The organism is Mucilaginibacter sp. RCC_168 (assembly GCF_041355315.1).
In the GTDB taxonomy this organism is placed as follows: domain Bacteria; phylum Bacteroidota; class Bacteroidia; order Sphingobacteriales; family Sphingobacteriaceae; genus Mucilaginibacter.
In genome coordinates, this window is sequence record NZ_JBFUPN010000001.1 from 72,771 (window position 1) to 85,355 (window position 12,585).

Sequence of the window (12,585 nt, forward strand, 5' to 3'; positions counted from 1 at the left end):
ATTTAATCAATCAAAAATATAAAATTTATGCCTCACCTAAATCCTCTCCAAAGGAGAGGACATTAACTTCTCTCTTTTTCACCCTCTCCTTTGGAGAGGGTAGGGTGAGGCTAAAAGTGTTACCAAAAATATAAAATTTAATGCGCATACTTCCGTTTACGGATGTAATGTTGAAAAATAGCACATATTAACACTAAAAGCAAAGGGCCAACCGTATTTACCAGCTGCCAGTACATTTTTTCGTTACGGATACGGGCGCGGTTAAGCAGGCGTATCTGGATCTCTTTGGTGCGCAGCGCTATCAGGCCCGAATCGTCGGTCATATAATCGGCAATATTCAGCAGCAAATTTTTATTGCCATAGGTTTGCTGGGTATAATGATCATAGCCTAATGGATATGGCGAGCCATCGCTGCCTACCTGGTTTTTCAAAATATCGCCATCGCTGATCACGATCATTTTAGTAGGCTCGCTTTCAGATTGTATAGTTACCTGCTCGGTTAATCCTTCGGGTAGCGGCCGGTTGCGCCAGTCGGATACAAATTTACCTTCAAGCAACACCCCTACCGTTTTTTGCGGGCTCTGAAAATCTTTAGGATTCGGTTCCTGCTCCAAAGCCTGTAACGACAGCATGTGCGGCGCGCTCATCTTTTTGTTATAAGGCGACGAAGTAAGCAGGATTGTTTTTTTAACGTCTTTGGTATCCAGCAGATCAATAGTACTGGCAAACTCACTGCTGATACCATCCAGGTTTTTCACTATTGGATGTTTAGACAGTGGAATAAATATGGGGTAAAACAACCAGGGCAGCATTTGTATCTGTGCCTGCCCGCCTACGCTGCCGGTACTCACCGGTATCTGCGAGCAGTTCATATCAGCAATCAGGTCGTAATTGATCCGCACACCGTAACGGAAAAGCTGATCGTCAAGATTAAGTTGCTTGGCAAAGGCCAGTTGTTCGCCGCCATGCCCGCGCAGGCTATCCAGTTCGGCGCTTACCTGGTCTATCGTCCACAGCACACGGCCGCCATGCATAATGTATTGGTCGAGCTTAAATTTTTCCAGTTCGGTAAACTTTTTATCGGGCTTGGGTATCACCAGCAGTTTTATTTTTTTAAGGCTGTCAAATGCGATGTTATTCAAATTTACACGCCCAACCGTAAAACCATCTTCTAAATCCTTCCTTGCATAATGGAGCTGAAGGTCGCTAAGTTCATGATGTCCTTCAGTAAAACCAATCTGGGGCTTACCCCCGCTGGTTGCTTTTTTAATGGCTGAGGAAAAGGCGTACTCCAGGTTTTGGATGGAGTTATTCAACACTTCATCGGGCGAAAGCCCTATGCGGCTCAGTAATAATTTCACGGCGATCTCTTTCCCGTTGACCGATACCAGCGCGCCCGGGAAGATCAGCTTTTGCGATACGCCGTCGTCAGTCTTTACGCTCAGATTGGTGGGTTCGATGCCTTTGGCTTCCAGGTTTTGGATAGCCTCATTTTGCTGATCGCCGGATAGATTTTTCAGGGGATCAACAAACTCAAACTGCAACTTGCGGTGACTGTAGGCCTGCAGATCGTTCAGCATATCGCGCGTAGCACCCTGCAGCCGTTTAAAACCGCCTGGTAAATTACCTCCTTGCAAATACACCGTAACTTTTACCGGTTGCTGTAAACCATCCATAATTTGCCTGCTGATGGGCGAAAGCGTATAACGTTTTTCGGTTGTAAAATCAAAACGGGTAAAAGTAATGTTTCCAAGAACAGCCACAACCAATAAGGCGGCGAGGCATCCAATCATGGTAGCCGAAAGCAGTTTCTTTTTACGCTGACGGATGATCACGAAAAGGGTAAGCCAGATAAATATACCGGTTACTACGATAAAATAAGCCAGATCGCGTGTATCCAGCACGCCTCGGCCTACGGACTGATAATACTCGGTAATACCCAGGTTTTGCAAACCAAGATCTTGTAACGACAATAGCTGACTCAACGAATCAAATCCACTGTAAAAAAAGAAACACAGGAAAACCGCCACAGTGAAAGCGATGATCTGGTTTTTGGTAATAGATGACGCGAACAGCCCGATAGCAGCGAACGCCGCACCCAATAAAAATAAACCTATATAAGAGCCAATAACCGCCCCGGTATCAATATTGCCCTGTGGCGTACCCAGTGTACTTACCGAAAAATAATAAACCAGCGTAGGCAGCAAAGCGAAAAGCACCAGCAGTACACTGGCCAGGTATTTTCCCAATACAATTTGCCAGTCGGTAAGCGGGCGGGTGAAGAGCAGCTCAAAAGTACCTTCCTTGCGTTCCTCGGCCAATGATCGCATGGTGATGGCCGGTATCAGGAACATGAACAGGTATGGCGCGGTACTGAACAGGCTTTCGAGCCCGGCATAGCCGTAATCTAAAATGCTCGAATCTGGGAATACCCATAAAAACAAACCCAGCACCAATAAAAATACACCAATGGTAACATAGGCCACCAATGAGCTGAGGTAAGAAACGATTTCTTTTTTAAGGATACTAAGCACTTTCTTGATCGGGTGTTGAGCGCCGAAATTACAATATTATTGGGCTAAAGCAAAGGGGCAGTTGCGTAATATGTCTGAATCAGAATTTACAGAATTAAAGAATTCACAGGATGAACATTGTTTGTTCTGAACCGGGATTAATGAATTTTATTTTGCTAATCCTTTAATTCTGATTCAGACAGTTTTGCCTTATTCTTTTTTATCAACTATGTATGATGTAACTATTTTCACCTGATCATTTTCCAGCTCGTAAAAATCGGCATAGTACATATTTATTTCTTCGCCGCTTTTGCCTTTGCATTGTATAAAGCCATCAACGGCGGCTTTATTACCATCAACAATGATATGATCGCGGGTTGATGAAACGATCTTGATATCTTCCATCGCGCCTAAAAATTTTTCTACTTCATCCTTCCCATTGCTAACCGTGATATTTGAACCTTTCATTGTCCATATTACGTCATCGGCAAAAAGGCTTAATATTTTATCTACGTCATTATTATCGAAAGCATCGATAACCTGTAGCACAATTTCTTTAGTTGTCATGATCATTTGATTTTGTTCATAACAAAGTTAGCCCTTATACAAAGCGGGCGGAGGGGCTCAAACTGACATTATCAGGGTGTTTTACGACAATTGATATACTGTTCCTGTACCCTTTATTGACTTATTTACTTCAACAAAACCAATGGGGAATTTTCTTAAAGTGGGTTTATATATAAACCATCATTAGTACACGCAATCAGCGTGCAGATGTTTTTCTAAAACAAAACAAAAAGTCCTGAAATGTTAGCTATTTCAGGACTCTTTTTCAATCTTGCTCTTACCGGAAACGATAAGCCAAACGCAACCCCGCCTGGCCAAGCGTACCATCTTTTGCCCATCCTTCGTAACGGAGGCCAAGCTCAAAACCTTCTCTAAAGCTATAGCCAATACCCGGCGAATAGGCAAAGGCGGTGCCGCTGACATCTCCGGTATAAAACGCGGCGCCTATTTGGCCTTCAGCAAAAAAGTTCCTGTCAAAGTAATATTTAATACCTACTTTTAAAGGAATGGCATTGATGGCAGGGCCACCGAAATCGCTGTATGCTCCTTTTGGCTGGAAAGAGTTATAACCACCTGATATGGTAAACCAGGTACTTCGCTCAATCGGAAGTTCATATTTAAGCGAGGCGCCTAATACCGAACCAAAAAAGTGATGGGCATCGCCTGTAGGTAAACCGGCTTCAAAACCGATACTGAATATTCCGTTGCTTCTGCCTCTGGATTGCGCAAAGCTTTGCATGGCTGTAACTCCAATAATGAATAAGGCTAATAGAATTTTTTTCATGATTTTTTTAGTTTGTGTGATTTCTATCAATACAGTCATGTAAACATATTGTTTGCCCCATGTTAAATAGTTGCAGCGCTTACCCGCCATAATACTCCAAATAAAGCCTATATTCTTTAGCGCCAATGCAAAAAAAGCCCGGAAATATTATTTCCGGGCTCTCCTTAAATTTTAATTGTTATTTTTTATTAGAAACGGTATGCTAAGCGCAAACCAAGCTGACCGATTGTGCCGTTGTTTGACCAGGCCTCGTAACGAACGCCTGCTTCAAAACCACCGGCAAAAGTATAACCAATGCCTGGCGAATAAACGAATAAGGTACTACTGCCACTGTTGGTACCAAAGGCCGCACCCACCTGTGCTTCACCAAAAAAGTGCCCGTCAAAATAGTATTTGGCGCCCACTTTTACAGGTATTATACCGGCAGTGCCGCCGTCACTATGAAATTGGTAACTGAAATTCGGATCGTTATAGGAGTAGTCGAAACTCTTAACGTGCAGGCTGCTATAACCGGCCGATGCTGTAATAAATAAATTATCGGCAACAGGATACTCATATTTGAGCGAACCGCCGATAATATAATCAGCATAGTTGTGAACATCGCCCACGGGCAAGCCACCCTCCAAACCAATACTAAATTTACCGCCACCTCCTGAATGGGTTTGTGCGAAAGTTGTGCAAGCTGTGCCTGCGATAATTGCTAAGGCTAATAGGATTTTTTTCATAAAATAATTTTGTAATAAGATTAATTCGGGCTTGTTTTTTTACCCGCTGTCGGTTTGTTTGACGCACACAACTGCTCAACGTTTAATACGCTAAAAAATATTTTCAATAGAAAAGCCCGGAGATAATATCCCCGGGCTTTACATCAATTTTAATTGTTAATTTTCGGATTAGAAACGGTAAGCTAAGCGCAAAGCAACCTGACTAATTGTACCATTGTGTGACCAACCTTCATAACGAACACCTGCCTCAAAGCCTCCATCAAAGGTATAACCAACACCTGGAGAGTATGCAAATGCAGTACCACCGCCGCTTTCTGTAGAAAATACAGCACCTAATTGGCCTTCAGCAAAAAAGCCATTTTCGATATAATACTTAATACCAGCTTTTACCGGAATAAAACCTTCACCGGATTTATTAACACCTAATGCTTTTAAGGCATCTTTAAATTCGCTTTTATATAAAAAGCGGGTATAACCTCCTGAAATTGTAAAAAGTGTACCTGTCGCAATAGGAAGTTCATATTTAAGAGACCCACCTATAGCGAAAGAAGATATATCTTTCGTACTACCAAGTGGAAGACCGGCGTCAACGCCGATACTGAATTTGCCGCTGTCGCCAGATTTGGTTTGCGCGAAGGTTGTGAATGCTGTGCCAGCAATAATAGCTAAGGCTAATAGAACTTTTTTCATAATTTATTAGATTGATGTTTGTTTGTTAACACAACGTTAATAGGATTTTCCTATAACGCAGTTTTTTATTGAGAATATAGACGCAGCTCTTGAGCAAACGTTACAAACTCTTTTAAATATTTTATTAAATACGTGATTTTAGCATATTAATCAATAGAATAATATGGAATACACACCCAGGGCGGCGGTGCTCTTGTATCGGCTTAATTAGTAAAATAATGTAATAATCAATAGAATAATATAGGTACTCACCTTGGGCGGCAGGGAGTTAGTATCAATTTTATTCGTCAATAAAGTAATTAGGCGGCACAAAAATAAAAGTTTATTTCAAAATAAAAAATATTAATTATCGCCGGTAAGTGATATAAATATTTGCTCCAGTGTATTATCCTTATTTTTTTGGCGGAGGGCCTGTAAGGTATCATTGGCCACAATTTTACCTTTATTAATAATAATTACTTTATTACATACGGCTTCTACCTCCTGCATAATATGGGTGGAGAGGATGATGGTTTTGGTTTTTCCCAGCTCCAGAATCAACTGCCGGATACCGATCAGTTGGTTAGGATCAAGTCCGGAGGTGGGCTCGTCCAGTATCAGTACATCAGGATTGTGGAGTATGGCTTGTGCCAGTCCCACCCTTTGGCGGTACCCTTTTGAAAGCTGACCTATTTTTTTATGCTGCTCGGGGCCCAGGCCTGTTTGTTCAATAATAGCGGCTATTCGTTTTTCGGGCTCGTGTACCTTATGAATACCGGCTATAAAGCCTAATGACTCCTTTACGTACATATCCAGATACAGCGGGTTGCTTTCGGGCAGATAACCAATACGCTTACGCACTTCCAGCGGCTGAGCGATGACATCAAAGCCACAAACCGATGCCGTACCCGATGTTTGCGGGATAAAACACGTGAGGATCTTCATGGTGGTGGATTTTCCCGCACCATTAGGGCCCAAAAAGCCCAGCACACCCGGCCCGGCACTAAAACTGATATTATCAACCGCTTTTTGCGTTCCGTAAACTTTTAACAAGGACTCAACCCGGATACTCATGGCGTAAAAATAGATTTTAGATGTGAGATTTGAGATATGAGATTTTGGTTTCTTGTCTTGATTCTTGTTTCTTGACTCTTGTCTCTCTCTTTAATCTATTTCTCAAACACAAGCGCATCGGCTTTGGCGCCTAACTTTTCTAATATACCGGTTATTTCCTGTACCATGGGGTCGGGGCCGCAAACATAAAAGTGTTTGCTGAAATCTTTGATCTCTGCTTTCAAAAAATCTTCGTTAATGCGGCGCTGATCGTGCACGCTATCTTTTTGATTGGTTATGGTAAACAATGCGTTTTCGCCCAGCATGCTTTTCAGTTCATCGGCCAGGATAATATCCTGATCAGTTTTGTTTGAGAAGAAAAGTTTGTTATCGCCTATGGCGCCTTGTTGATGAAGGTTTCTCAATATGGCTATAAATGGCGTAATACCGGCGCCACCGGCAATAAAATATCCCGGACCTTTATATTCAATAGCGCCCCAGGCCTCGCGCAATATCAGTTCGTCGCCCACTTCCAGTTCGCCCAGGTGATTAGTAACGCCGGGATGATCGCTGTATATTTTAATGGTGAATTCCAGGAAATGCTCACCGGTAAGGCAAGTAAATGTGAACGGGTTTTTCTGATTCTCCCAGGCCGGTTGATTGATGGATAGTTCTGTTGCCTGCCCGGGTGTAAATGTAAAACCATCGGGCTTTTCTACAATAAACTGTTTCACGTTGTGGGTAACGTTATGAATATCCAATATTCTAACAATTTGTTCCATAGCTATGGTCAATTAATTGGTAATAGTATAATGAAATAAGTGATGCTTTGGTTTTTAATTCAAGTAATTTAGCAAATTGATACGTATCATTTTAAGGTTTTTACCTTTCGCTTTCAGCTTTCTCCCTAAATTGTATCTTTGCAGCTATTATGAGCAAATCAACCGACGAACTTTTTAAAAATGTTATATCGCACGCCAAAGAATATGGCTTTGTTTTCCCTTCAAGCGAGATTTATGATGGCCTGAGCGCTGTTTACGATTACGGCCAGTTTGGCGCCGAATTGAAGAACAACATCAAAACCTACTGGTGGAAAGCTATGGTGCAGATGAATGATAACATTGTGGGTATTGATTCGGCCATATTTATGCACCCTAAAATATGGAAAGCCAGCGGGCACGTTGATGGTTTCAGCGACCCGATGATCGACAATAAAGATTCAAAAAAACGTTATCGTGCCGACCAGTTGCTGGAAGATAAGATAGATCGTTATGATAAGGATGGCAAAACCGACAAAGCTGAACAGTTACAGCATGATATGGATGAGGCCCTTAAAAATGAAGACCTGCCACGTTTGAAAGAGCTGATCATTGAGCATGAAATTGCGTGTCCGGTAAGTGGTACCCGCAACTGGACGGATGTTCGTCAGTTTAACCTGATGTTCAGTACCCAGATGGGCGCTGTTGCCGATGATGCTGATGTAGTTTACCTGCGCCCGGAAACCGCTCAGGGTATATTTGTAAACTACCTTAACGTACAAAAATCGGGCAGGATGAAAATCCCCTTTGGTATAGCTCAAATTGGTAAAGCTTTCCGTAACGAGGTGATTGCCCGCCAGTTCATTATCCGCATGCGTGAGTTTGAGCAAATGGAAATGCAATATTTTGTACGTCCTGGCACACAAAAGGAGTGGTTTAACCAGTGGAAAGAAACACGCCTGAAATGGCACCTGGCCCTGGGTACCGACGCCGCTAAATACCGTTACCATGAGCATACCAAGCTTGCTCATTATGCCGATGCCGCTTATGATATCGAGTTCGAATTCCCCTTCGGCTTTAAAGAGGTGGAAGGCATCCATAGCCGTACTGATTTTGACCTGAGCCAACATGAGAAATTCTCGGGCAAAAAAATGCAATATTTTGATCCTGAAGTTGATCCTGAAACTGGCAAACCATATGGTAATTATGTACCTTATGTAATTGAAACATCGATAGGCTTAGACAGGATGTTCCTGCTTACGATGATCAACGCCTACGAGGAAGAAGATTTGAGCACTGAAGAGAAACAGGATAGCCGTACCGTATTGCACCTGCACCCTTGCCTGGCACCGGTTAAAGCCGCTATTTTCCCACTCACCAAGAAAGATGGTCTGCCAGAGAAAGCCCGTGAGATCATGGATAAACTGAAGATCGACTTCAACATACAGTACGAGGAAAAAGACGCTATTGGCAAACGCTACCGCCGTCAGGATGCTATTGGTACACCTTTCTGTATCACGGTAGATCATCAGACCCTGGAAGATAACACAGTAACCATCCGCCACCGCGACAGCATGGAGCAGGAACGCGTACCTGCCGACCAGCTTGACAAGATCATCGGCGACCTGGTTAGCTGGAGAAATTTATTGAAATAAGATATTATTAATTTATTAATAACCACGAAAGCCCGCCCATGAGCGGGCTTTCGTGGTTATTAAACTGCATTATTTATTTATTCTCCAAAACGTAAACTACAGTATTATGCGTCCTGCTTATTTAATAACTGTATATCTATTAACATACATCGCAATTTATATTAATATACATATTAATGTAAATCCACTCCACTATTAAAGGGTTAAACTATCACATAACCACTTTATTATCAATATATTTCGAGCAAAAATGGTGCGTTTTTATGTATAAATATTTCCAATGGCACAGCTATTGTTAATAATTTCTTATTAAAATCAACCTGAAGTTAAAAAACTTAAAAAACAGCACTATGAAAAAGTTTACATTATTAGCCGTATTGGCATTTATTGGATTCGCCTTTACAGCAAGCGCGCAAATACAGCAAGGAAATGTTTTGATGGGTGGCGATATCGGCAACTTTTCCCTGGGCTTAAACGGCTCTAAAAATTTCACCATGGATATTACACCCAAAGCTGCATGGTTTATTAAAGACAACGTTGCCCTGGGTGCCTATGCTAAATTAAATCTTGCTACAGCTAAAGGAGCCGGTACGGATGTTGGATACGGAGTAGGTGCATTAGGCCGTTACTACACCGGATCTGATGTTGAGGTATTAAAACACGGTCGTTTTTTTGGTGAAGCTACTGTTGGGCTTGGCGGTTTCAATCCAAGTGGCCCGGGTGGTTCAACCAATGGCCTTGACTTTAGCTTTGGCCCGGGCTTTGCCTATTTCATTACGCCAAGTATCGGTTTAGAAACCTTACTGAAATACAACGGCACAGCTGGTTTTGGCAGCTTAGGCTATCAGAACAAACTGACTTTAGATTTTGGTTTCCAGATTTACCTGCCAGGCCAAAGCACCCTAAACAAAGTAAAAAGGGACGTAAAATAAAATGGTGAGTGGTGAATAGTGAGTGGTGAATAGTTGTATATTGTACATCTTGTATTCTTCATTACTCACTATTCGCCACTCACCATTCACCACTCACCATTCACCAAACTTATTCTTAATGACTTACCGGATTATCACCTTTATTTAAGGTACCATTGATATATAATACCTGGTTCACCTTTTTAGGATCGCCTTGATAAACCCAAACAATGTTATTAATATACTTACGGAAAGCATCGCTCACCTCCTCTGGTGTCAGTTTTTTAACATCATCAACCAGGGTTAACGATCTTCTCCAGTTGTTAAACAACACTTCGTTAGAGGCCATAGAAAATGCCTGTGCGCTATTGGTTTCGTTTTTATAATAAAAACTTGTAAGATAAGTAATTTTCATATTGGCAACTTCATCGGGTTTAAAACCTTCTGTTTTTATCTTATCAACCAATTTGTCAAACACGGCTATATATTTATCAGGTTGGGTGGTTGATACCGAGAACCTGGCTGTAGATGTTTGTCCAACACTAAACCAGGCCTGCGGCGCGTATGATAAACCATTATTAGTACGCACATCTAAAAAATGGCGATTGGCAAATATCCGCATAGCCACATTAAACGCGTCAAAATCAGGCGCGCCGGGCTGTGGGCCGCTGGTGATACCTTCTACATAGTTGGTAGCCAGATCGCGTGATTCGGCGTTGAATGAGTTTTTGTATACACGGAAAAATGATTTCTTAAACTCAAACGGAGGACCTTGTTTTATACCAGCCAACATCGCTTTTACTTTTGATTCAATAACTGCTTTATCCAGATCGGCCACAACCACAATAACCAGGCGCGAGCGTGTCAATATGGACTGATAATAAGCCTTGGTTTCTTCGGGAGTTAACTTAGATACGATATCTACCGTACCGGCCGGGTCTTTCGCATAATCACGATTAGCAAATGCCGTTTTATTGGCTAATTTATCAATCGCGTTATCCGGCTGAGAGTCAGCCTGTTTAATGTTATTGATCGCATCCTGTTTAATGCGGGCAAACTCCTTAGCATCAAAACGAGGTTGTGTTAATGCCTCCACATACAAAGGCCAAACGATGTCAAAATCACTTTTAATACAGTTCATCCGCATGATAGAGTAATTTTTGTTACTGCTGCCATCAACAGTAGCGCTCACTTTATCCAACTGATCTTTAAAAGCGTTTTTATCATGTTTAATGGTTCCGCATTCTGTAAGCGCTGACATGGCCATGGCTTCAATACCCATTTTATCGGCTTTGTAGTTTTGCACGCCACCTTTTATAATAGTTTGGATCTCTACAATATCATTGCCGCTTGGCTGCACAATTACCTTTACACCATCAACCGTGGTTTCGTAAGCTTTATTTTGCGCCTGTGCTGTTTTTATATTTCCTATCGCCGCTGCAATCAGCAGGGTGAATACATATTTCTTCATCATGATAAGATTTTAATTTACTTAGCTACAAAAAATGAAGCTACATTTTGTTGTTTACTTAACTCTGGTGCTATAATAATACCCGCTGCATATGGTTTACCTGCTATATAAGTGCTCACATATTTTTGAATATCGGCACGGGTTACTTTCTGGTAATTATTATCCAGGTCGGTATAATAATCAAGCGAGGTGCTGCACCACTGGTAACTCATCTGGCTTGCCAGCGTAGATGGTTTTTCTTTCCGGTGAATGCTGTTTCTCAATAAAATAGCTTTGGCATCATTTAACTGCTCATCGGTAAAATAATCTGATTTTACCCACTGGTTAACCTGGCTAAGCAATTCATCATAGCACTCTTTTAATTTACCGGGATTGGGCACCACAAAAATATCAATAGGGCCCACAAACCGACTGGTAGTATATCCCAAAGAAGCAGAGCTGGCCAGTCCTTTATCGATCAGTGATTGTTGAAATTTAGAAGAGTTTAAACCTATGATGGTCGAAAACACATCGGCAGCAATTGTTGAAGCAGAATCGGTTAAGTAAGAAGGCCCCTGCCATGAAAGCTGCATATAAGGTGTTTGCGCTATAGTACTTTCTTTGATAAAATACTCGCTTTTGGTTAAGGGCTTAAATGGCGGTATAGGATATTTCTCATGCGGATTAAAGCCACTGCTGGCCCAATCGCCAAATATGCTTTCGGCCAGGGCAAACGCGGCTTCATGCTTTACATCACCGCAGATAGTTACCAAACTGTTATTCGGGAAATAATATTTGTCTTTAATCACCATCATCTTCTCTGGTGTGGCGGTATTGATCACTTCATGGATCCCGATAGGATTTTTACGGGTGATCAGGTCGCCCCAAAGTTTTTGCTGGATACCATACCAAAGCTGGAAACCCGGATCGCTCTCGGCACGCTGAAACTCGCCGTCAACAACGGGACGTTCCTTTTTCATATCCTCCTCGCGGTATATCGGGAAGCGGATGGCCGCGTTCATAAATTTTAAGCCGGCTTTAAGGCTATCCCTGTCAAACGTAAAGAAGTAATTAACCCGTTCCACATCCGTAGTACCATTCCAAATGGCGCCCAGTTGTTGCGTACGTTTTAAAAAGGCCTCCTGGTTTGGATAATCCTTGTTGGCCTTAAAAAACATGTGCTCAAAAAGGTGTGATAAACCGCTAAATTCGGGACCTTCGGTATAGGCTCCGTTTTTTACAGCAATTTCAATGGTAGCCAGCGGCACCTTGCTGTTTTCAATAACTACTACTTCCAGGCCGTTTGGAAGTTTTTTCCAGAAATAACCTTCCGGCAATCGGGGTTGCGCAATCGCGCAGCAAACGCTAAAAACCCCAGCAACAATAAGTGCTAAAATTTTGGTAAAGTTTCGGGTCATATACTATATGTATTTTATACCTATAAATATATTCAGTAAAATCTACAAAAAGTAAAGATTATCAATATTTAACCGTGCTTTT

Annotated in this window: 11 protein-coding genes; 2 read left to right on the top strand and 9 right to left on the bottom strand. The window is 42.0% G+C overall.

The window, feature by feature from the left end; all coding sequences use genetic code 11:
• Nucleotides 1-137: 137 nt before the first annotated feature.
• The 7 genes from gldG to AB6735_RS00355 all read right to left on the bottom strand — a co-directional run bounded on the left by gldG (nucleotide 138) and on the right by AB6735_RS00355 (nucleotide 7,093).
• On the bottom strand, nucleotides 138-2,534 hold the full coding sequence (gldG, locus tag AB6735_RS00325; protein ID WP_370993803.1) for a gliding motility-associated ABC transporter substrate-binding protein GldG: 2,397 nt from the start codon (nucleotides 2,532-2,534) through the stop codon (nucleotides 138-140).
• A gap of 189 nt (nucleotides 2,535-2,723) precedes the next feature.
• The gene (locus AB6735_RS00330; protein WP_370993804.1) at nucleotides 2,724-3,080 is read right to left on the bottom strand and encodes a nuclear transport factor 2 family protein; all 357 of its coding nucleotides are present in this window, start codon (nucleotides 3,078-3,080) and stop codon (nucleotides 2,724-2,726) included.
• Nucleotides 3,081-3,357: 277 nt separating this feature from the next.
• Nucleotides 3,358-3,864, bottom strand: a complete 507-nt coding sequence (locus AB6735_RS00335; RefSeq protein WP_370993805.1) for an outer membrane beta-barrel protein — start codon at nucleotides 3,862-3,864, stop codon at nucleotides 3,358-3,360.
• A 188-nt stretch (nucleotides 3,865-4,052) separates the two neighbouring features.
• Nucleotides 4,053-4,589 (bottom strand): hypothetical protein, encoded by a 537-nt coding sequence (locus tag AB6735_RS00340; RefSeq protein WP_370993806.1) that lies wholly within the window; start codon nucleotides 4,587-4,589, stop codon nucleotides 4,053-4,055.
• 168 nt (nucleotides 4,590-4,757) lie between these two features.
• A complete protein-coding gene (locus AB6735_RS00345; RefSeq protein ID WP_370993807.1) occupies nucleotides 4,758-5,279 on the bottom strand; it encodes a hypothetical protein in 522 nt (173 codons plus the stop codon).
• A gap of 342 nt (nucleotides 5,280-5,621) precedes the next feature.
• A complete protein-coding gene (locus AB6735_RS00350) occupies nucleotides 5,622-6,332 on the bottom strand; it encodes an ATP-binding cassette domain-containing protein (protein WP_370993808.1) in 711 nt (236 codons plus the stop codon).
• Nucleotides 6,333-6,427: 95 nt separating this feature from the next.
• Nucleotides 6,428-7,093 carry a flavodoxin reductase gene (locus AB6735_RS00355; protein ID WP_370993809.1) on the bottom strand — a complete coding sequence of 222 codons (666 nt, stop codon included), beginning with the start codon at nucleotides 7,091-7,093 and terminating at the stop codon, nucleotides 6,428-6,430.
• A 149-nt stretch (nucleotides 7,094-7,242) separates the two neighbouring features.
• Here AB6735_RS00355 and AB6735_RS00360 point away from each other — a divergent pair, with 149 nt between their 5' ends.
• Together AB6735_RS00360 and AB6735_RS00365 are read left to right on the top strand one after the other, a co-directional pair.
• Nucleotides 7,243-8,724, top strand: a complete 1,482-nt coding sequence (locus tag AB6735_RS00360) for a glycine--tRNA ligase (protein ID WP_370993810.1) — start codon at nucleotides 7,243-7,245, stop codon at nucleotides 8,722-8,724.
• Between the two features lie 350 nt (nucleotides 8,725-9,074).
• Nucleotides 9,075-9,656: a hypothetical protein gene (locus AB6735_RS00365; protein ID WP_370993811.1), complete on the top strand. Its 582-nt coding sequence runs from the start codon at nucleotides 9,075-9,077 to the stop codon at nucleotides 9,654-9,656.
• 115 nt (nucleotides 9,657-9,771) lie between these two features.
• Here the strand turns inward: AB6735_RS00365 and AB6735_RS00370 are convergent, their stop codons facing one another.
• Together AB6735_RS00370 and AB6735_RS00375 are read right to left on the bottom strand one after the other, a co-directional pair.
• Entirely contained in the window at nucleotides 9,772-11,109 is a 1,338-nt protein-coding gene (locus tag AB6735_RS00370) for a M16 family metallopeptidase (RefSeq protein ID WP_370993812.1), read from the bottom strand.
• 14 nt (nucleotides 11,110-11,123) lie between these two features.
• Entirely contained in the window at nucleotides 11,124-12,503 is a 1,380-nt protein-coding gene (locus AB6735_RS00375) for a M16 family metallopeptidase (RefSeq protein WP_370993813.1), read from the bottom strand.
• Nucleotides 12,504-12,585 lie beyond the last annotated feature (82 nt).

Bases quoted from the DNA above. Each gene is read 5' to 3' on its own strand.
- AB6735_RS00330 (WP_370993804.1), bottom strand. From the start codon at position 3,080: ATGACAACTAAAGAAATTGTGCTACAGGTTATCGATGCTTTCGATAAT.
- AB6735_RS00335 (WP_370993805.1), bottom strand. From the start codon at position 3,864: ATGAAAAAAATTCTATTAGCCTTATTCATTATTGGAGTTACAGCCATG.
- AB6735_RS00340 (WP_370993806.1), bottom strand. From the start codon at position 4,589: ATGAAAAAAATCCTATTAGCCTTAGCAATTATCGCAGGCACAGCTTGC.
- AB6735_RS00345 (WP_370993807.1), bottom strand. From the start codon at position 5,279: ATGAAAAAAGTTCTATTAGCCTTAGCTATTATTGCTGGCACAGCATTC.
- AB6735_RS00350 (WP_370993808.1), bottom strand. From the start codon at position 6,332: ATGAGTATCCGGGTTGAGTCCTTGTTAAAAGTTTACGGAACGCAAAAA.
- AB6735_RS00355 (WP_370993809.1), bottom strand. From the start codon at position 7,093: ATGGAACAAATTGTTAGAATATTGGATATTCATAACGTTACCCACAAC.
- AB6735_RS00360 (WP_370993810.1), top strand. From the start codon at position 7,243: ATGAGCAAATCAACCGACGAACTTTTTAAAAATGTTATATCGCACGCC.
- AB6735_RS00365 (WP_370993811.1), top strand. From the start codon at position 9,075: ATGAAAAAGTTTACATTATTAGCCGTATTGGCATTTATTGGATTCGCC.
- AB6735_RS00370 (WP_370993812.1), bottom strand. From the start codon at position 11,109: ATGATGAAGAAATATGTATTCACCCTGCTGATTGCAGCGGCGATAGGA.
- AB6735_RS00375 (WP_370993813.1), bottom strand. From the start codon at position 12,503: ATGACCCGAAACTTTACCAAAATTTTAGCACTTATTGTTGCTGGGGTT.